The organism is Arthrobacter gallicola (assembly GCF_014836775.1).
GTDB lineage: Bacteria > Actinomycetota > Actinomycetes > Actinomycetales > Micrococcaceae > Arthrobacter_B > Arthrobacter_B gallicola.
Genome location: NZ_JACSQD010000004.1, coordinates 46327 through 66601, shown reverse-complemented (window position 1 = coordinate 66601; position 20275 = coordinate 46327). Strand labels below are relative to the sequence as shown.

General features: G+C 65.6%; 18 protein-coding genes. 15 read left to right on the top strand and 3 right to left on the bottom strand.

All coding sequences use genetic code 11. From position 1 onward, the window contains the following. Positions 1–150: 150 nt before the first annotated feature. Together H9639_RS09750 and H9639_RS09745 are read left to right on the top strand one after the other, a co-directional pair. The gene (locus H9639_RS09750; RefSeq protein WP_191807899.1) at positions 151–1797 is read left to right on the top strand and encodes an amidohydrolase; all 1647 of its coding nucleotides are present in this window, start codon (positions 151–153) and stop codon (positions 1795–1797) included. Between the two features lie 225 nt (positions 1798–2022). Further along, complete coding sequence (locus H9639_RS09745; protein ID WP_191807898.1) at positions 2023–3519, top strand: CAP domain-containing protein; 1497 nt, start codon at positions 2023–2025, stop codon at positions 3517–3519. 111 nt (positions 3520–3630) lie between these two features. On the opposite strand, the gene rarD is transcribed toward H9639_RS09745, so the two are convergent. Further along, complete coding sequence (rarD, locus tag H9639_RS09740; RefSeq protein WP_191807897.1) at positions 3631–4707, bottom strand: EamA family transporter RarD; 1077 nt, start codon at positions 4705–4707, stop codon at positions 3631–3633. Between the two features lie 171 nt (positions 4708–4878). Here rarD and H9639_RS09735 point away from each other — a divergent pair, with 171 nt between their 5' ends. Then, positions 4879–6306: an FAD-dependent oxidoreductase gene (locus tag H9639_RS09735; protein WP_191807896.1), complete on the top strand. Its 1428-nt coding sequence runs from the start codon at positions 4879–4881 to the stop codon at positions 6304–6306. A 376-nt stretch (positions 6307–6682) separates the two neighbouring features. After that, entirely contained in the window at positions 6683–7918 is a 1236-nt protein-coding gene (locus H9639_RS09730; protein WP_191808132.1) for a GAF domain-containing protein, read from the top strand. 39 nt (positions 7919–7957) lie between these two features. On the opposite strand, the gene H9639_RS09725 is transcribed toward H9639_RS09730, so the two are convergent. Continuing rightward, positions 7958–9640, bottom strand: a complete 1683-nt coding sequence (locus H9639_RS09725) for a DHA2 family efflux MFS transporter permease subunit (RefSeq protein ID WP_191807895.1) — start codon at positions 9638–9640, stop codon at positions 7958–7960. A 207-nt stretch (positions 9641–9847) separates the two neighbouring features. Here H9639_RS09725 and exaC point away from each other — a divergent pair, with 207 nt between their 5' ends. The 11 genes from exaC (at position 9848) to H9639_RS09670 (ending at position 19589) form a co-directional block, all read left to right on the top strand. Beyond that, entirely contained in the window at positions 9848–11371 is a 1524-nt protein-coding gene (gene exaC, locus H9639_RS09720; RefSeq protein ID WP_191807894.1) for an acetaldehyde dehydrogenase ExaC, read from the top strand. 55 nt (positions 11372–11426) lie between these two features. After that, the gene (adhP, locus tag H9639_RS09715) at positions 11427–12437 is read left to right on the top strand and encodes an alcohol dehydrogenase AdhP (protein WP_191808131.1); all 1011 of its coding nucleotides are present in this window, start codon (positions 11427–11429) and stop codon (positions 12435–12437) included. Beyond that, on the top strand, positions 12437–12847 hold the full coding sequence (locus H9639_RS09710) for a DUF779 domain-containing protein (protein WP_191807893.1): 411 nt from the start codon (positions 12437–12439) through the stop codon (positions 12845–12847). Before adhP ends, H9639_RS09710 begins: the two co-directional genes overlap by 1 nt. A gap of 111 nt (positions 12848–12958) precedes the next feature. Next, positions 12959–13333, top strand: coding sequence for a YtxH domain-containing protein (locus tag H9639_RS09705; RefSeq protein WP_191807892.1), 375 nt, complete (start codon positions 12959–12961; stop codon positions 13331–13333). A 196-nt stretch (positions 13334–13529) separates the two neighbouring features. Next, positions 13530–13829, top strand: coding sequence for a DUF4193 domain-containing protein (locus H9639_RS09700; RefSeq protein WP_191747393.1), 300 nt, complete (start codon positions 13530–13532; stop codon positions 13827–13829). 102 nt (positions 13830–13931) lie between these two features. Further along, positions 13932–14555, top strand: a complete 624-nt coding sequence (locus H9639_RS09695; RefSeq protein WP_191807891.1) for a nucleotidyltransferase family protein — start codon at positions 13932–13934, stop codon at positions 14553–14555. Positions 14556–14736: 181 nt separating this feature from the next. After that, a complete protein-coding gene (locus tag H9639_RS09690) occupies positions 14737–15921 on the top strand; it encodes a TerC family protein (protein WP_191807890.1) in 1185 nt (394 codons plus the stop codon). Positions 15922–16090: 169 nt separating this feature from the next. Continuing rightward, positions 16091–17161 carry an ABC transporter substrate-binding protein gene (locus H9639_RS09685; protein WP_191807889.1) on the top strand — a complete coding sequence of 357 codons (1071 nt, stop codon included), beginning with the start codon at positions 16091–16093 and terminating at the stop codon, positions 17159–17161. Then, positions 17162–17998, top strand: coding sequence for an ABC transporter ATP-binding protein (locus H9639_RS09680; RefSeq protein ID WP_191807888.1), 837 nt, complete (start codon positions 17162–17164; stop codon positions 17996–17998). After that, the gene (locus tag H9639_RS09675; protein WP_191807887.1) at positions 17995–18807 is read left to right on the top strand and encodes an ABC transporter permease; all 813 of its coding nucleotides are present in this window, start codon (positions 17995–17997) and stop codon (positions 18805–18807) included. The genes H9639_RS09680 and H9639_RS09675 overlap by 4 nt, the downstream gene beginning before the upstream one ends. After that, positions 18780–19589 carry an ABC transporter permease gene (locus tag H9639_RS09670; RefSeq protein ID WP_318242049.1) on the top strand — a complete coding sequence of 270 codons (810 nt, stop codon included), beginning with the start codon at positions 18780–18782 and terminating at the stop codon, positions 19587–19589. Before H9639_RS09675 ends, H9639_RS09670 begins: the two co-directional genes overlap by 28 nt. Here the strand turns inward: H9639_RS09670 and H9639_RS09665 are convergent. After that, on the bottom strand, positions 19548–20180 hold the full coding sequence (locus H9639_RS09665; RefSeq protein WP_191807886.1) for a hypothetical protein: 633 nt from the start codon (positions 20178–20180) through the stop codon (positions 19548–19550). The two genes, H9639_RS09670 and H9639_RS09665, sit on opposite strands and share 42 nt — an antisense overlap. Between the last annotated feature and the right edge of the window lie 95 nt (positions 20181–20275).

Below are 20275 nucleotides of genomic sequence, written 5' to 3'. Positions count from 1 at the left end.
TGGCCCGGGCAACCGAAGACCGCCACCCGGTGTCACACCGCCGAACCACCCCTGCAGCCGGACCTGCCTCACCAGCGCCACCCAAGTCTCCCGGCGTCGGAACCGTCCCCCCAACCGTTCCGGCGCCGGGTCCAATCCCAAGGAAGCCCCATGCACCTGGACGCCATCTTTACTAACGGCCGGTTTCACACCCTGGATCCGGAATATCCCCTCGCCAGCCGGGTGGGCGTCTTCGGCGGGCGGATTGCCGGACTCGACGGCGAACTGGAGGGCGTCAGCGCGTCCGAGGTGATCGATCTGCGCGGGGCAACCGTCTTCCCGGGCTTCCACGATGCGCACTTCCATTTGTCGCTGACCGGTGCCCGGCTCGCGGCCCTGGACCTGCGGCCGGGCAAGGTGCACAGCCTGGCAGACATCTACGCCGCCGTGGCGGAACACGCCCGGACTCTGCCGGCGGACGCCTGGGTCCGCGGATCCGGCTACGACCAGAACTGCCTGGAAGCACATCCTGATGCGGAAGCCCTGCATCAGGCATCCGGCGGACGGCCGGTCTTCCTGGAACACGTGTCCGGCCACATGGGTACGGCCAGTACCCGGGCCTTTGAACTGGCCGGCTATCCCGGCCGGCTGGGAGTCCCGGACTTCGCGGGAGGGCACGTGGACCGGGACGCCGAAGGCCGTGCCAGCGGGCTGCTCCAGGAGCGTGCCATGGTGCTGATCTACGATCTGGTCCGGCCCATGGACCTGGACGAGGTGCAGCGGAACCTTGGCCTGGCCGGGCGCCAGGCACTGAGGTACGGCCTCACCTCGGTCACGGAACCCGGCGTTGGAGACCACCGGATGGTCGGAAATACACCGCTGGATTTCCACTCCTACCAGCAGGCCGTGGAGGAAGGGACCCTGCGCACCCGGGTGACCCTGATGCCCTACTGCACCACTTTGCACGCGCTGGAAGGTATGCCGGGTCCGGCACTGTTTGGGCTGGATCTGGGGATCCGCACCGGACTGGGGGATGACAGGCTGCGGATTGGGCCGGTCAAGATCGTTTCCGACGGCTCCTTCATCGGACGGTCTGCTGCGATGCACCACTGCTACCACGGCGAACCGCACAACCACGGGGTAATGCAGTATGACGCAGACGAGCTCCGCGCCATGATTACCGGTGCGCACGCCGCCGGTTGGACGGTGGCTGTCCACGCCATCGGGGACGCTGCCATCGACCACGTGATGGATGCCGTGGAGGAAGCCCAGCGTCTGAAGCCGAGGCAGGATGTCCGCCACCGGATCGAACACTTCGCGCTGGCTTCGGATGCCCAAGTGGCCCGGGCAGCAGCCCTTGGACTCACAGCCGTTCCGCAGGGCACGTTCATCTCCGATTTCGGTGACGGCATGATGGACGCGGTTGAACCCGCCCTGGCGCCCCTGATCTACCGGATGAAGTCGCTGCTGAACGCCGGAATGGTCCTCCCGGGTTCCACCGATTCACCGGTCTCTGACGGAAACCCGCTCGTCTCCATCCACGATATGGTCAACCGGCGTACTGCCTCCGGGCGCGTTCTGGGCGCCCAGGAACGCCTCAGCGTCGCCGAAGCCGTCCGTGCCTACACTTTCGGTTCGGCCTACGCCGTTGGGCAGGAAGGGGACAAGGGGGCCCTGCGGCGCGGGATGCTCGCTGATTTCACGGTGCTCTCCGAAGATCTGTTCAGCATTGACCCGTCCCGTATCCGTGAAACGCAGACCCTGGCCACCGTCGTCGGAGGAGAGATGCTGTACGACGCCGGCGGTTTCCTGGGGTAGGAGGCGTTCCCGGAAGCGTCGCCGGCTGGTGCGCCTCTCCCATGGCCTCCCTTGGTGCTGGTGTTGCCGAAGAGCTTGATGGGATTGTTGTGAATCTGTTAGGTGTGCGTTAGATTGCTTGTCAAGCACTGCATGCATGCGGTGTGTCGCGTTCGTAGGGGACGGATGCGCAGCAAAGGCCTCCACGGTGGAAACCGCGGGTCTCGAGGCATAAGGATTTACACAATGCGACTGAGGAAACTCGCCGGGGTGTTTGTTGCCCTGATGCTGGCACTGGGGGCAAGCGCCGTGGCGCTGCCCGCGGCGTCGGCCACGTCACTGGACGGCGCGGCCGCCAGCAGACTTCACTCCCTGATCAACACCTACCGTCAGGCTCATGCGCTCAAGCCGCTTGCCTGGAACGGCGGAATCGCCGCTGTCTCCCAGGACTGGACCATGCGCTCCGCGCAGACCGCCAACGTCCACGGAGCCGGTACCTTCCTGCACAACCCGGACTTCGCAGCCCAGTACCCTGCGGGCGCATTGGGATACTCCGAAAACATTGCCTGGAACATGAGCGTGGACCAGGCCTTCCAATGGTGGGTTAATTCCACGCCGCACCGGGCGAACATGCTTCGGGCCGCAGATACTGATATCGGCATCGGGGTTGTCCAGCTGATGGAAGGGCCCAACAAGGGCGTGTACCTGGCCACCGTGAACTTCGGCCAGTACGCCGGAACCCCCGAACCGTCACTGCCCACTGAGACTCCGGCTACCGGGACTTCGCCGGAGGAAACCCCTGCCGAGCAGAAGCCCACGGCACCGGCCGCGCCCGCCGAAACGGAACCGGCCAGCCCGCCTGCGGAAGCCGCACCGGAACCTGAATCCCCGGCTGAGACGCCTCCCCCTGCTCCGGAGCCGGCTCCCAGCAGCCCTCCGGCGGAAACTGTCCCCGACCAGGCGCCGACGGAAGCACCCGCCGAGCCCGCTAAGCCCGCCGAGCCCGCTAAGCCCGTCGAGCCCGCTAAGCCCGTCGAGCCCGCTAAGCCCGCCGAGCCCGCCGAGCCGGCTGCGCCGAGCGAGACCCCGGAAGCCCCGGTCACAGATCCTCCGGCCCCGGTTGAACCCTCCGCACCTGCACCGGAAGAGCCGTCACAGACAGCCGACCCGGTGGAAAGCCCTGAGCCGGTGGAGACACCGGTCGAGGAAACTCCGGAGGCAGCCGAACTTTCTGACCCGGCCGCAGCGGTCACGCCCGCAGCCGTCACCGCGGCAGGGGAGTTCGTTGACCTGCAGACCAGCGACCCGGCCGTGCTGACCCCCGAGGCCCGCGGCAGCTTCGAAACCAGGACCAGCGGCAGCAGCCTCACGGTTTCCGGCCTCACCCCCGGGCACGAATACCAGGTCTTCCTGCATTCCACCCCGGTGAAGGCCGGAGTCTTCACGGTTGACGCGAACGGTGTCCTGCGGATCGATATCCCGGCCGGGCTGGAAGCCGGTGACCACCGGGTAGCCCTCTATGAAGCCGATGGAACCCTGGCCGGATGGCAGGCCTTCACGGTGCAGGCAGAGGTCAACGTGCTCGGTGTCGCCACCGCGGCAGGTCCCGGTGCACCGGCGGAACTGGCCTCAACCGGCTTCTCCGCGGGCCAGGCCGTGCTTGGCGGAACGGGCACAGTCCTGATCATCGCCGGTGCAGCAGCCCTGCTGTTCCTGCGGAGCCGCAGGCAAGAAACGGCGTAACCGCCAGCAGGCCTTAACGCTGAAAGCGCAGGACCATCCGGTCCTGCGCTTTCAGCGTTTATTCGGCCTGTTCCGGGGCAAGCTCCCGGCTAACTCCTGTGAAGCGGGCAGCTACACAGCCTGGGTCTGCGCCCGGCGGAGCCGGGCCCGCCGCGGGGAGCCCATCATGTCGATGCTGAGCATGGCAAGGGCCAGCCACACGAGCCCAAAACCGGCCCAGCGTTCCGGGGGCATGGCTTCCTGGAAGACGATCAGCGCCATGATGAACTGCAGGACCGGTGCCAGATACTGGAGCATTCCGACCATCGTCAGCGGCAGCCGGCTGGCGGCGGCACCAAAGAAAATCAGGGGCACGGCAGTAGCAATGCCGGAGGCCGCCAGCAGCCAGAAATGCGCGGGCCCGAAGCTGAACAGCGTGCCCGTGCCGCCGGCACCCATCACCAGCAGCACAGCGACGGCAAGCGGCGTCAGGACGGCTGTCTCGATCGAGAGGCTGGAGACGGCGTCGACCTTTCCGCCTACACCCTTCTTGACCAGCCCGTAAAAGCCGAAACTGAATGCCAATGACAACGCGACCCAGGGAACGTTGCCGTACGCGAATGCCAGAACCAGCACGGCAATGAACCCCACCAAAATGGCGGCCCACTGCAGGGGCCGCAGCCGCTCCTTCAGCAGGAACACTCCCAGCAGGACCGAAACCAGGGGATTGATGAAGTAGCCCAGCGCTGCTTCAACCGCATGGCCGTTGAGCACTGCCCAGGAGAAGACGAGCCAGTTCACCCCAATGAGGACGGCCGCCAGGGACAGGGTGCCCAGCATCCGCAGATCCCGCGCAGCGGTGAGGGCCCGGCGCCAGGACCGCATAACCGTCAGCAGGACGGCACAGAACACCAGGGAGAAGACAACGCGCGCGGCGACAATCTCCACCGGCCCGGCCGGCTCCAGCAGCAGGAAGTACAGCGGCAGGAAACCCCAGATGCCGTAGGCGCCAATGCCAAACAGCAGGCCTGATCCGCTGATCCTGCCGTCTGTCGCGCGTCTGGTTCCCGCGCCGGGAGACCCGCCCTCCGGTGTGGTGCCCGGAGCAGCGCCGGCAGCGCCCTGCGCGGGCGGTCCCTGCGGAGTCTGGGAAGCGGCATCTGAGGCGGCGTAGGCAGGAGGACTGCCGGGAGGTTGCTCGTTGGGCATGTGCGGTGCAACGCGCTACGCCCTGCGCATATTCCACGGCCGTGGACCGGTGCCGTTTAGACGCCGTGCTACGGGGCAATTAGAATAGGAAACTGTGCGCCATTTGCGTCCGTAAGCCGCTCAGTGACTTGCTCCTGAGATGCACAGAACTCCAGAGAAGAAGGACTATACGTGTCTAACTCAGCCCCGGACAGCTCGCAGCGTCCCATGCGGGTGGCAATTATCGGTGCTGGTCCGGCCGGCGTTTATGCGGCAGACATCCTGACCAAAGCCGACCGCGACTTCGACGTCAGCATTGACCTCTTCGACCAGTACCCCACTCCCTACGGATTGATCCGCTACGGCGTCGCGCCCGATCATCCCCGCATCAAGGGGATCGTCAAAGCACTGGAGAAGGTTCTGGACCGCGGCGACATCCGCTTCCTCGGGAACGTGAACTACGGCCGCGACCTCACGCTCAGCGATTTCCGGCACTTCTATGACGCGGTCATCTTCGCCACGGGTGCGCTCAAGGACGCCCCGCTGAACATTCCCGGCGTCGAACTGGAGGGTTCCTTCGGCGGCGCCGACTTCGTTTCCTGGTACGACGGCAACCCGGATGTACCCCGTGACTGGCCCCTGGACGCCAAAGAGATTGCCGTGATTGGGAACGGCAACGTGGCGCTCGACGTCGCGCGCATCCTTTCCAAGCACGCCGATGATCTGCTCACCACGGAAATTCCGTCCAACGTTTATGAGGGACTCAAGAAGTCCCCGGTCACCGACGTCCACGTGTTCGGACGCCGCGGCCCGGCGCAGGTGAAGTTCACTCCGCTGGAACTGCGCGAACTCTCGCACTCCCGCGATGTGGACATTGTCCTGTACCCGGAAGACTTCGAGTTCGACGAGGCCTCCGATGAGCAGATCCGCACCAACAACCAGACCAAGACCATGGTCAACACCCTGACCAACTGGCTGGTCGAGGAGCAGGACACCGGTGCCTCGCGCCGCCTGCACCTGCACTTCCTGCACTCCCCGGTGGAGATCCATGACGATCCCGCCACACCGGGCAAGGTTGCGGGTATCAAGATGGAACGCACGGAGCTCGACGGCAGCGGCAATGCCCGCGGCACCGGCGAGTACGTGGATTACCCGGTCCAGGCCGTCTACCGCGCGGTGGGCTACTTCGGCTCGGAACTGCCCGAGGTAGGCTACGACGCCCGCCGTGGAGTCATCCCGAATGAGGGCGGCCGCGTGGTGGACACTGAGGGACAGCCCATTCCCGGAATCTACACGACCGGCTGGATCAAGCGCGGCCCGGTGGGACTCATCGGCCACACCAAGGGTGATGCGCTGGAAACCATCGGCTTCCTGCTGGAGGACCGCCGGACGCTGCCCGCCGCTGAAGAGCCGGAGCCGGAAGCAATCATCCGCCTCCTCGAAGAGCGCGGCATCGAATACACCACCTGGCAGGGCTGGAAGCAGCTTGATGCCCATGAGATGTCGCTGGGCGCCAGCTACGTCCACGGCGATCCGGGCGTGGGTGAGCTGGTCCGCGAACGTGTGAAGGTTGTGGACCGCGAAGAAATGATCCGGATCAGCCGGCAGGGTGTGGAGTAGCGGCCTTCGGGCCTGTTCAAGCCACCACCGGAGCTAACCACCGAAGCGCTAGTCACTGAAGCCAGAGCCGCCCCGCGGCCCTGGCTTCAGTGATTTCTGCGCGCCGGCAGCTACCGGAGCTGCTCCCTCCCCGGCCCGTCATTGCAGCCGTGCGGACTTGCTCTGGAACGTTACGGTTTCGCGTGTCACCATGGACACGCAGCCTCCGGCTGTCCGGAACCTGCCGGCAGTACGCCGGGTTACCCACGTTCCGGCGCAAGCGGTCTCCTTATCAGCGCGGATAGGCAGGACGGTGCACACTCGAAGCGGCGTGCGGGAACGTTGGTCCCGGACAGCAGAATCCCTCCAGCAGGAGGCATGGCGGGCGCATGAAAGCATGCGGGCGCAGGGCGAAGTCCTGGATATTCTTCGTCCCGGTGTCAAAGAGTCCTGGCAGCGGTCCCTGCAGCATCATCCCAATCCGGACGACGCCCGGCCCGCCCTGGTGTTTGACGACGCAGACCTCCAGGCGTACCGCGCTTCCCACCCCCTGGCCTCGATCATGCCCGTCATCCAGCGTCTGCTGGTGGAACCCGGAAGGGAAAGCGGACTCCTGGTCGCAGTCGGCGACCAGCTGGGCCGGCTGCTCTGGGTGGATGGCGATCCGGAACTGCGCCGCCGCGCCGAAGACATGATGTTCCTGCCGGGCGCGGACTGGTCAGAGAATTCGATTGGCACCAGCGCGCCGGGCACCGCCCTGGTCACCGGGCGGAGCGTGCAGATCGCCGGAGCCGAGCATTTCAGCGTCCAGGTACATCCCTGGTCCTGCACTGCAGTGCCCGTACACGACCCGGATTCGGGTGCGGTTCTGGGGGTTGTGGACATCACGGGCAAGGAAGAGGCCGTTGCCGTGCACACGCTGGCCCTGGTGCAGGCAACGGTGGCGGCGGCCCAGGCGCAGCTGCACGTTGAACGCCTGCAGGTCCGGGCTCCCCGGAAGCCCCGCACTTCTGTTCCCGGCCCCCGGCCAAGCCTCTACCAGGACAGCCTGCAGATCCTTGGCACGGATTCCGCCGTGCTCTGCCTGGGCGGATCCCGCCTGCAGCTCAGTCCACGGCACTCCGAGCTGATGGCGCTGCTGGCACTGCACCCGCGGGGACTGACCGCCGAAGAGCTGGCGGTCCTGGCCTATCCGGAGCAGTCCTCGGTGGGCTCGGTCCGCGCTGAGATGCTGCGGCTGCGCAAACTGCTGGCCCGCGAAACCGGCGCCGGGATGGTCCCGCAGTCCCGTCCCTACCGGCTGCCCCGGGAGCTGATGGTCGACGCCGGCCAGGTCCGCTCCTGCCTGGAACGTGGAGCCTACCGGCTGGCCCTGAACATTTACCGCGGGGAAGTCCTCCCGCACTCCCAGGCTCCCGGCATCACGGAGCTGCGGCGCAGCCTCAGCTCCGTGCTTCGGGAAGCGGTGCTCGCTGACGCGGGCATCGAGACGCTGCTGCAGTACCTGCGCCTCCCGGAAGCGGCAGACGACGGCGAGGCCTGGCACCTGGCCCTGCAGCTGCTGCCTGCCCGCTCACCGCGCAGGGCGGGCGTGGTGGCCCGGCTCCAGCGGATTGAGCGGGACCTGGCTTAGGCAGGCGCTGCGCTCCGGCCGGCCCGCCGCCGGACCGGGCTACTGGGATGCCCCGCCCGGAGTCTCAGCGACACCGTCAGGGGTCTCAGCGGCACCGTCCGGGGTCTGCGCTGCGGCGGGCTGGGCGGCCGGCTTAATGCGCAGGCTGGTCAGGAAGCCGAACAGCAGGGCTGCGGCGGCAATCCACCCGGCCAGGGCTGCGCCGTCCGTCATCGCCTCCCGGGCGGCATCCGCGATGAAGGCGGTCTGGGGGTCGGCGGCCAGGGCAGCGATGCTGCCGCCGGAGGTGGCATTGACCGAGTCCACGGCTACGCTCAGCTGCGGAGCGCCGGTGAGGGCGCCGGCCACCTGGTCTTCGGTTCCGGTGCGGAGGGTGGTGAAGAAAGCGGTCCCCAGCACCGCAATGCCCAGGGCCGAGCCGGTCTGGCGGGCTGTGCTCTGCGTGGCCGAGCCCTGGCCGCTGCTGGCCAGCGGGACCTCCGCGAGGATTACAGAAGTCAGCTGCGCGGTGGCCAGCCCCACGCCCATGCCGTAGACCAGCAGGATCGGGGAGGTCAGCCAGGCAGTGCTGTCCGGCCGGATCAGCAGGGCCAGCGCGGCAATGCTGAGAATCTCCAGCCCCAGCCCCATCCGGACCACCACAATGGGACTGAATCTCCTGGCCAGGGCCGCAACCCCGCCGCTGGCAAGGAAGGAGCCGACGGCCAGCGGCAGCAGTGCCAGCCCGGCTTCAAAAGCGCTGAAACCCAGCACGTTCTGGAACCACAGCGGCAGCGAAAGGATCAGCCCGAACTCACCGAAGCTGACGATCAGCGCCGTGACATTGCCGTTGGCGAAGGACGGGATGCGGAACAGGGACAGGTCCAGGATCACGCCCTTGCCTGCCGCGGTCCGCGCGCGCTGGAGCAGCACAAAGCCCACCAGGGACACGGCTGCCAGCAGGAAGGCCAGCGGGACGGGGGAGAGCGGTCCCATCTGGAACGGTGCCGCTTCGGTGGCTTCCCACCAGCCGTAGGTGCGGCCCTCGATCAGGCCGAAGACCAGCGCGCCGAACCCCAGGATGGACAGGGCAGCACCGCCAAGGTCCAGGCGCTGTGCGGCACCAGTAACCGGTTCCGAGGATTCGGCTACGAAGAGCAGCAGGCCCGCCACGATCAGCAGCCCCACGGGGACGTTGATGCCAAACGCCCAGCGCCAGCTGGCATTTTCGGTGAGCCACCCGCCCAGCAACGGGCCGATGGCAGCCATCCCGCCAATGGTGGAGCCCCATACCGCAAAAGCTATACCGCGCTCGCGGCCCTGGAAATTGGCGTTCAGCAGAGCCAGCGTGGTTGGCAGGATCATAGACCCGCCCAGACCCTGCAGGGCGCGGCCGAGGATCAGCATGCCGCCGGATTCGGACATTGCGCACAGTACGCTCGCAGCCACGAAGAGGACGACGCCGATGAGCATCACCCGCCGCCGTCCCACCCGGTCAGCAATCCGGCCCCAGGTCAGGAGCAGGGCGGCGAACAGCAGGGTGTAAATCTCCTGAACCCACTGAATCTGGGTACTGGAAATGCCCAGGTCGGCAACGATCGAGGGTACTGCCACCGAGACTATGGTGGCGTCCATGATGATCATGGCAACGCCCAGGCTGACAGCCAGCAGGCCCCACCAGCGGTAGCGGAGATAGCGGCCGGGGCGCTGGGCGTCCTGGCGGGAGGGCGATGCGGAAGCCATGTGCCGTCCTTTGGGGTGCGTCGTGGGAGTAAAAACCGGGCATGCGAAAACTTGCCCACGGCAACAATAAACCTGCCGGGCCGTCCCCTCCACACCGCAGGGAAGGGGCAGGGCGGCTGCTACGTAGATGCAACCTGGGCCGGCGTACGGTTCACTGCACCGACGGAAACGACACCGGCGTCGTTGAAGAACAGGAGCGAATTAGTCATGACCGTATACGCGCAGCCCGGGCAGAGCGAAGCCCTCGTCTCGTTCAAGCCCCGTTACGAAAACTGGATCGGCGGAGAATGGGTCGCCCCGGTCAAGGGCGGCTACTTTGAGAACGTTTCACCCGTGACCGGCAAGGTCTTCTGCGAAGTGGCACGCGGCACCTCGGAGGATATCGATCTGGCTCTGGACGCTGCCCACAAGGCAGCGCCGTCCTGGGGCAAGACCTCGGTGGCGGAACGGGCCAACATCCTCAACCGCATCGCGGACCGGATCGAAGACAATCTGGAGATGCTGGCCGTCGCAGAGACCTGGGACAACGGCAAGCCGGTCCGGGAGACGCTGGCAGCTGACCTGCCCCTGGCCGTTGACCACTTCCGCTACTTCGCCGGGGCCATCCGGGCGCAGGAAGGAACGCTTTCCCAGCTCGATGACAACACCACGGCCTACCACTACCACGAGCCGCTTGGCGTTGTGGGCCAGATTATCCCCTGGAACTTCCCCATCCTGATGGCGACCTGGAAGCTGGCGCCGGCGCTCGCGGCCGGCAACGCCGTCGTGCTCAAGCCCGCAGAACAGACGCCGGCATCCATCCTGGTGCTGATGGAACTGATCTCTGATCTGCTGCCCGCCGGGGTGCTCAACGTCGTCAACGGCTTCGGTGTGGAGGCCGGCAAACCGCTGGCTTCCTCAAAGCGGATCCGCAAGATCGCGTTCACCGGAGAGACCACCACGGGCCGCCTGATCATGCAGTACGCCAGCCAGAACCTCATTCCGGTGACGCTGGAACTGGGCGGCAAAAGCCCGAACATCTTCTTTGCCGATGTGGCAGCCCACGATGACGCCTTCTACGACAAGGCGCTTGAAGGCTTCAACATGTTCGCGCTGAACCAGGGCGAAGTCTGCACCTGCCCCTCCCGTGCCCTGGTGCAGGAATCCATCTATGACAGCTTTATGTCAGATGCGCTGGCCCGGACTGCCCAGATAGTTCAGGGAAACCCGCTGGACACCAACACCATGGTTGGCGCGCAGGCCTCCAACGATCAGCTGGAAAAGATCCTCTCCTACATGGACATCGCGGGACAGGAAGGGGCAAAGGTCCTCGCGGGCGGCCAGCGGAACATCCTTGGCGGCGACCTTGCCGGCGGCTACTACGTCGAGCCGACCGTGTTCGAGGGGACCAACAACATGCGGATCTTCCAGGAGGAGATCTTCGGTCCCGTGGTCTCCGTGACGCGGTTTTCTGACTACGGCGAGGCACTCACCATTGCCAACGACACCCTCTACGGCCTGGGTGCGGGTGTCTGGTCCAGGGACGGCAACACCGCCTACCGCGCGGGCCGGGATATCCAGGCCGGCAGGGTTTGGGTGAACAACTACCACGCCTACCCGGCGCACTCGGCGTTCGGCGGGTACAAGTCGTCCGGAATCGGGCGGGAGAACCACGCCATGATGCTGGACCACTATCAGCAGACCAAAAACCTCCTGGTCAGCTACGCCGAATCCAAGCAGGGTTTCTTCTAGACCCGCCCGCTACACCGTCAGCCCTCCCGAACAGAACAGGAAAGCAATGGAAACCATGCAGGCAGCAGTAGTCAACAGCCTCGGTAAGCCCCTTGATGTCCAGGAAACGGATATCCCTGCCCCCGGACCGGGACAGGCCCTGGTCAAACTGATCACCACCGGCGTTTGTCACACCGACCTTCACGCGGCCCACGGTGACTGGCCGGTAAAACCCACCCCGCCGTTCATCCCCGGCCACGAGGGAGTGGGCGAAGTTGTTGCGGTGGGCGAGGGCGTCACGGACATCAAGGTGGGAGACAGAGTGGGCAACGCCTGGCTCTGGTCGGCCTGCGGTGTCTGTGAGTACTGCCGCACCGGGTGGGAGACACTCTGCGAGCAGCAGCAGAACGGCGGGTACTCCGTCAACGGCTCGTTCGGACAGTACATGCTGGTGGACGCACGGTTTGCAGCGCGTATCCCCGAGGGCGCCGATCCCGTGGAGATCGCTCCCATCCTCTGCGCCGGCGTCACGGTGTACAAGGGGCTCAAGGAAACCGAGGCCCGGCCGGGCCAGTGGGTGGCCATCTCCGGCATCGGCGGTCTGGGGCACATTGCCGTGCAGTACGCCAGAGCCATGGGGCTGCGGGTGGCAGCGATCGACATTGCGGAGGAGAAGCTGGCCCTGGCCCGCGAATTCGGCGCCGAGGTGACGGTCAATGCACGCGAGGAAGATCCCGCTGTGGTGCTGCAGGAGAAAATCGGCGGCGCGCACGGGGTTCTCGTCACCGCCGTGCACCACACCGCATTCGGGCAGGCCATCGCCATCGCGCGGCGCGGCGGGACCATCGTCTTCAACGGCCTCCCGCCGGGGGACTTTCCGGCACCCATCTTTGACATTGTCCTGAAGGGGCTGACCATCCGGGGGTCGATCGTGGGCACCCGGCAGGACATGATCGAAGCGATCGACTTCTACGACCGCGGACTCATCAAACCGAAGGTGAGCACCCGCCGGCTGGAGGAGATCAACACAGTGCTGGAAGAGCTTGAAGCCGGAAAGGTGGATGGACGCGTGGTGGTCCAGTACTGATGGACGCACGCCAGGAAGCAGTATCGGTCCTGGACGCTGCACCAGCCCTGCCCGGGGAGGAAACTTCCCGGGTGGGGCTGACAGCCGCGGCCTGTGACCTGCTCCGTGCCCTGCGCGCGCAGCACGGTCCGCTGATGTTCCACCAGTCCGGGGGCTGCTGTGACGGGTCTTCGCCCATGTGCTATCCGGACGGTGACTTCATCACCTCCGAGGCTGATGTGCGGCTGGGAACGTTTGATCTGGACGGTGAAGGGATCAGCTTCTGGATGTCCGCCGAACAGTTTGAGTACTGGAAACACACCCACCTGACGGTCGACGTCGTGACCGGCCGGGGGAGCGGCTTCTCCCTCGAGGCGCCCGAAGGGAAGCGCTTCCTGATCAGGTCCCGCCTGCTGGTTGTGCCCGGATAGTCATCAAGTAGTAAGGTTGCTGTTTAATTCCTTGCGGCACCGGCTGCGGGATTGACGGTACATCATGATGCCTCTAACAAGGCGGGAATGAGGAACACCATGGTTAAGAAGATGACATTTCTGGCAGGGATCGGCGTTGGCTACCTGATCGGTTCCAAGGCAGGCCGGGAAAAGATCAAATCCCTGTGGAACGATCCCAAGGTGCAGGACACCGTGAACCAGGGCACAGAGTGGGCCAAGCACAAGGCACCCGGACTGCAGGAAAAGGTCACCGGTGCCGCCAAGGACGCCGCGGAGTCAGCCAAGGACGCCGCCTCGCAGGCCAAGGATAGTGTGTCCGGCGGCGGCAGCCAGAGTGGCAGCCAGAGTGGCGGCAGCGGTGCCTCCTCGGTTGCAGGAACCGCTAACCCAGCAGACCGGTCGCACACCTCGGGCGGCGAAAACACCATGGATCCGGCTCACCCGCAGCCCGAAGGCCGCCCGTAGCCTGAACCGCTGATGCTGCCCTGAGCTGCAACCCATAGATGCCCGCCGGGGTGAACCGGCGGGCATCTGTGTGCGCGCTTTATTCGGTCCAATATTTCGCTCATGTTGCGCATCCGCGCCGCTGTGGGCTGACGGAGCGGTTACCATCGGGGAGCTGGATCGAACCACCGATCAACATTGGAGAGTGAGCCTGTAGATGGCTACGGATTATGACGCACCGCGAAAAGCGGAAGAGGACACCGGAACTGCTTCCATCGAGGAGCTGCAGGCCCGGCGCACCGACAAACAGTCAGCGGTAGTGGACGTTGACGAGTCCGAGGCCGCCGAGGCGTTCGAACTGCCCGGTGCCGATCTTTCGGGGGAGGAACTGCTGGTACGGGTGGTGCCTGCCCAGGAGGACGAGTTCACCTGCGGTTCCTGTTTCCTGGTGCGCCACCGCTCCCAGTTCGCCGTGGAAAAAAACGGCACCAAGTACTGCAAGGATTGCGAGGGCTGAGTTCTCCGCCCAGCTGCCGGCTGCCGCCGGTATCCAACCGCCGCCCCGGATGCTCCGGTGCGGCGGTTGTGGTTAACGCACCGGTGTGCTTTTCTCACTTGCATGGTAAATGCCGTCCTCCTGGCAGCGGGCGCCGGTGCCCGGCTGGGCCTGGGCCCGAAGGCACTGCTGCCTTTCAAGGGCCGTCCCCTGATCGAGCACCTGGCCGCCGCGCTGCGGGACGGGGGGTGCTCCCGCGTGATCGTTGTCCTTGGCGCAGAATCCTGGCGGGTGAAGTCGGCCGCGGACCTCAGCGGCACACTTCCGCTCACCAATCCTGACTGGGAATCCGGGATGGGTTCATCGTTCCGGACGGGCGTGGCCGAAGCGCTGCGCCTGGCACCGCGGGAACCGGTGCTGCTGGCACTGGCCGATCAGCCCGGACTCACCGCCGGTACCGTGGCCCGGCTGCTTGCGCATGCGGCACCGGCGCGTGTTTCGTGTGCCGGTTACCGCCTGCCCACCGGCGGGATGCGCCGGGGACACCCGGTGCTGTTCGCCCCGCAGCTCGCACGCGCCGCTGCCGCCACCGCCCTGGGTGACGCCGGTGCACGCGCTTTCCTCGCAGCGCACCCCGGTTTGGTGGACCTGGTGGACTGCGGCTCCGAGCTGGACGGACGCGACATCGATACGCCGGCGGACCTGGCGCTGCTGGAACCTGGCAGCGGAAACGAAACGGGAGCCTGAACGTGCGGGACCCGGACCGGCCGACGGATCAGGTAGAGTGGTGCGTTCGTAGGGGAGTATCCTTCCACGCTGTAGTTCGTCAACACGTAGGGCACCGACGCCCAGCCGGGGACAGCGGGTGGCCACAGGCCGCCGGAGAGACTTGCGGCCATTTGGCATACCCTACGAAAGCAGAGAATCCATGACGGTTTCCCCTTTGGTCTGGGGCGTGACGATTGTCGTCATCCTCGGCCTGCTGGCCTTCGATTACTTCTTCCACATCCGCAAGGCGCACATCCCCACGCTCAAAGAGGCTGCCATCTGGTCAGCCATCTATGTGGGCCTGGCAATCATCTTCGGCATCCTGGTCCTGGTCTTCGGCGGCGGCACCGCCGGCACCGAGTACTTCGCGGGCTACATCACGGAAAAAGCCCTGTCAGTCGATAACCTTTTTGTCTTCCTGATCATCATGGCCAGCTTCCGGGTGCCCCGCGAAGACCAGCAGAAGGTGCTGCTCTTCGGCATTGTTTTCGCACTGATTGCCCGCACCGGCTTTATTTTCCTGGGTGCGGCCCTGATCAACTCCTTCTCCTGGATCTTCTACATCTTCGGCCTGATCCTGCTGATCACCGCCGGAAACCTGCTCAAGCCCGAGGGTGAGCACGATGAAGCGAACAACTTCATCATCCGGATCGCCAAGCGGGTGCTGCCCACCACCGACCACTACGACGGCGACAAACTGTTCACCGTGGAGAACGGCAAAAAGGTCCTGACGCCGATGCTGCTGGTCATGGTGGCCATTGGCGGCACTGACATCCTCTTCGCACTGGATTCCATTCCGGCAATCTTCGGCCTGACACAGAGCACCTTCATTGTCTTCACCGCCACAGCGTTCTCCCTGATGGGCCTGCGCCAGCTCTACTTCCTGATCGACGGACTGCTGGACCGCCTCATCTATCTCTCCTTCGGCCTCGCGGCGATCCTCGCGTTCATCGGTGTGAAGCTGGTGCTGCACGCGCTGCATGAGAACACGCTGTGGTTCATCAACGACGGCGAGCACGTCGAGGTTGTGGAAATCAGCACGCAGCTCTCCCTGAGCGTCATTATCGGCATCCTGGTGATCACGATCATTGCGTCCCTGGTGAGCCCGGCCGGGAAGGCCCAGACCGCCGTCAACAATGCGCGCCGCCACGCCAATGCCTACCTGGACCTCTCCTACACCGCTGACGAGGGTGAGCGGGAGCGGATCTACACGGCTCTCTGCGAGGAAGAGCGCCAGATCGAGCAGATGGATCTGAAATACCGCAATAAGGTCAAGGACATTGAGGACATCCGCTCAGAGGTGGCCCGGGCACACGAGGAACACGCCCGCTACACGAGCAACTAACGCTTATTGAAGCATTGGGCCGGCCGCACCTTTCCAGCTGCGGCCGGCCCTTTTTTACCTGCCGAAACACCCGTTTACCGCAACGTAACGCACCTGGCCGGCCACAGAAACAATCCGTTTCTAGGCTCGGGCTGACCACGTCCGCACCTACGGGAAGTCCAAGGTAGCCATGAGCCGCACACCACGATTGACGAAGCGTTCCACACCCTTCCGGTTCCTTGCCGCCACTCTGGCCGCGTCCAGCCTGCTGCTGGTTGCCGCCTGCGGAGGATCCGGGGCAGAAGCCGGAACAGAGGCCGCCGACTACGGCACGCTGGACCTGAACCTGTCCTGGATCAAGAACGCAGAATTCGCCGGCGAGTATTTTGCCGACGCGAACGGGTACTACGCTGAGGCAGGTTTTTCCGATGTAAACCTCATTGCCGGCGGCCCCGGTGGAGCATCCTCCGAAACCATGGTCCTCTCCGGGGGCGCCCTCGTTGGCACCTCCAGCCCCATGGGGGTGGCTCCCGTCATTGTGGAGGAAGAGGCGCCGCTGAAGATCATCGGGACCACCTACCAGAAAAACCCCTTCGTCATCGTGTCTCTCACCGGGGCTCCCATCACCACGCCCGCGGACCTGGCGGGCAAGCGGATCGGTGTGCAGGCCGGCGTCAACGAAACGCTTTTCGACGCGCTGCTAGAGGTCAACGGCATCGATCCGGGCTCCTTGGAGAAGGTCCCGGTGCAGTACGACCCGCAGCCGCTGGTCAACGGCGACGTGGACGGGTTCTTTGGGTATCTCACCAATGAGGTCCTGACCCTGGAACTGGCCGGCCACAAGACGGCGGTGCTGCCGTTTGCTGACAACGGGCTGCCGTTCATCGCGGAGAGTTTCGTGGCCACGGATGAGAGCATTGAGACCCGCCGGGAGGAGCTCAAAGCGTTCCTGCTGGCCACGCTGCGCGGCTGGAAAGATGCCGTGGCAGATGCTGAGGAATCGGCTCGGCTCGCCGTCGAGGTTTATGGTGCGGACCTGAACCTGGACCCGGCGAAGGAGAAGATGCAGGCCGAGGAACAGAACACCAAGCTGGTGGTTTCCGCCGAGACGGAAGCCAACGGGCTCTTCACCATCAGTGACTCGCTGATTGAGGACAACCTGGCCATCCTGAAACTGGCCGGATACGACCTGGCCGCCGAGGACATTTTCGATCTGAGCCTGCTGGCAGAGGTTTATGACGAGAACCCGGAGCTCAAGTAGATGGCCGGCAACGCCTCACCCACTGCGGTCTCTGCCGGCATCCAGCTGCCGGCAGAGGCCGGCGGCGGAAGCGGTATCCGGCTGCGGAACCTGGGTAAGACGTTCCCGGCGGGCAGAACTATGGTCACGGCTCTGGAGGAGACCAACCTCAGTACGGCCCGCGGATCATTTCTGTCCCTGCTGGGTCCGTCCGGATGCGGTAAATCCACCGTCCTGCGGATCCTGGCCGGATTGGAGACCCCCACCACCGGGGACGTCCTGGTTGACGGAAAAACACCCGAGGACCTGCGCCGCGGCCATGAGCTCGGAATTGCCTTCCAGGACTCGGCGCTGCTGCCCTGGCGCAGCGTCCATGCCAACATCCGGCTGCCGTTGGAAGTGTCCGGCCGCCCGGCGGACGAGGCCTACATCCGGGAACTGATCAGCCTGGTGGGTCTGGACGGATTCGAAAAGGCACGGCCGGCCCAGCTCTCCGGCGGCATGCGGCAGCGCGTATCGATTGCCCGGGCCCTTGTCCTCAAACCCTCCGTACTCCTGCTGGATGAGCCGTTCGGGGCGCTGGATGACATGACCCGGCAGCGGTTGAACCTGGAGCTGCTGCGGATCTGGACAGAGAAACCCGCCACCACCCTGATGGTCACCCATGGGATATCCGAGGCGATTTTCCTGTCCGATACCGTGGCCGTGATGAGCCCGCGTCCGGGCCGGGTGAAAGAGGTCATTTCCGTGGACCTGCCGCGACCCCGGACCCCGGACATGATGCGCACCCCGGAGTTCCATGCCCTGCATGACCATGCTTCGGACCTGCTCTTCGGGTCCGGCGGGCAGCGGCCATGAGCCGGGTCAAGCTGCCGCCCTGGGCCGTGGGACTGCTGGGCACAGCTGCCGCTCTTGGGCTGTGGTGGGTCGGTGCAGCCACGTTCCTGCGCGGCATCGGTTCACCAGGTGCCGGCGCGCCGGGAGCTATTCCGACACCGGGGCAGATCCTGTCCCAGATGGGGGAGGACGGCTGGGGATTCTACTGGCGCAACGCTTCGGTGACACTGGCGGAGGCAGGTACCGGCTATGCCTGGGGAAACGCCTTGGCACTGGCGCTGGCTTTCCTGGTGCTGCTGGTCCCGCGTGTGGAACGCCTCGCCACTCAGCTGGCGGTGGTCAGCTACTGCCTGCCTGTCGTCGCGGTCGGCCCGGTGATCTTTATTGTCCTGGGACCGCCGCGCTCGGGGGAGCCCTCAGGAACCGCCGTCGCCCTGGCTGCACTGTCCGTCTTCTTCACCACCATGGTCAGCGCACTGGCTGGGCTGAAAGCAGCTGACCGGGCCTGCCTGGACGTGGTGGAAGTCTTCGGTGGCCGGCGGATCCATCAGCTGGTCAAAGTACGGATGATTGCCGCGGTTCCGGCCGTCCTGGCGGCCCTGAAAATCGCCGCCCCCGCAGCCCTCCTGGGTGCGATACTCGGCGAGTACGTCGGGGGAGTGGACCGTGGCCTGGGGCCCGCGATGGTCAATGCCCAGCAGACGCTCGAGGTCGCGAGGGTATGGGGCGTCGCCTTCGTCTGCGCAGCCTTGGCCGGAGGAGTATATGCCGCACTAGGCATGCTTTCGCGGCGGGCAGCGCCGTGGGCCTTCCGGGCGGGCGGCATCTGATGGGCGGGGCGCTGCACTCCGCCATCCGGTTGCTGGCCGGCCTGGCGCTTTCCCTGGCCGCCGCCGGCGTCCTGTGGATCGGACTGCTGAAGGTCTTCGATGTGTCCAGCTATGTCGGCAAGGGCCCTGGGGACGTCTGGAGCTACTTGGTCCTGGACAGCGATGCTTCGGGGAACCGTGCGCTGATCATGGGGCAGCTGGGACAGACCCTGCTCGACGCCGGCCTCGGGTTCACTGCAGGCATGCTGGCAGCCGTCGCGGGTGCCTGCATCTTCACGCTGTTCCGCGGCGTCGAGCAGGCCCTGATGCCGATGGCCATGCTGCTGCGGTCCGTTCCCCTGGTGGCCCTGGCACCCATGATCATCCTGATTTTCGGGCGGCAGGAAGCCACCGTCGCAGCCATGGGAGGGATCGTGGTGCTTTTCCCGGCACTGGTCACCATCATGCTGGGCCTGCGGTCGGCGTCGCCGGCCATGCTGGAGGTGGTGCAGGTGTACGGCGGCTCACGTTTTGATTCCTTCCGCAAGGTTGCCCTGCCCTCGTCCGCGCCGGCGTTCTTCACTGCCCTTCGGGTGTCGATTCCCGGTGCACTCACGGGGGCACTGCTGGCGGAATGGCTGGCAACCGGCCAGGGCATCGGCTACGGAATTGTTTCCGCCGTGTCCCGGGCGCGCTATGACCAGGTCTGGGCCGGCGTCGTCGTTGTTACGCTGGCCTCGATCCTGCTGTACACGCTGGTCTCAGCGCTGGAAACGGCGGTGAAGCGGCGCAGCGGCACCTGACACAGGTGCGGCAGCCTCCGGGGACCGGCGGAGTATCCGCTCCAGCAGGTACCCGGAGGCCAGCGCGCCCAGGCCGCCGGCCGCGAGATCGCCCAGGGTGTCCTGGTACCCAATGTTGACGGTTTCATCCACGAAGGTGTGTCCCCACCATTCCGCGAATTCCCAGAGCACGCTGAGGGCCAGGCCCAGTGCGGTGACCAGGGCGGTAACAACGAAGGAAGGCAGCTGCCGACCGTAGGGCCGCGCCGTCACCGCACCGAAGGCAGCCAGTAGATACCAAGCCATCACTGCGATGCCGCCGGTTGCAGCGAAGTGCACGGCGAGGTCCCACCAGCTGATCCGGGCGTAGAGATCAAGTACGCTGCTCCAGGCTGCCGCGAGCAGCGTCAGACCGTACAGGGAGGAGAACAGGGGTGCGGCGGGCAGAGCACGGGACACCAGCAGCCCCAGGGCCACCAGGGCAAACAGCGCCGCCTCCACCGGCCCGTACCAGAGCAGGGCTGCCAGCAGGCTGACCGCGCCCAGGACGCGGACCCCGTCCGAGGCGAACTCCGCAGTGGTGGCCGGGCGGCGGAGGAGGGAATCGATCATGTATTTACGGTATCCGAGCGCCTACCGGCAGGCACAGCACCCGTCAGCGCAGCAGCCTGCAGGCCTCTCTGCCGGTTCCCCGTAAAATCTCCAGC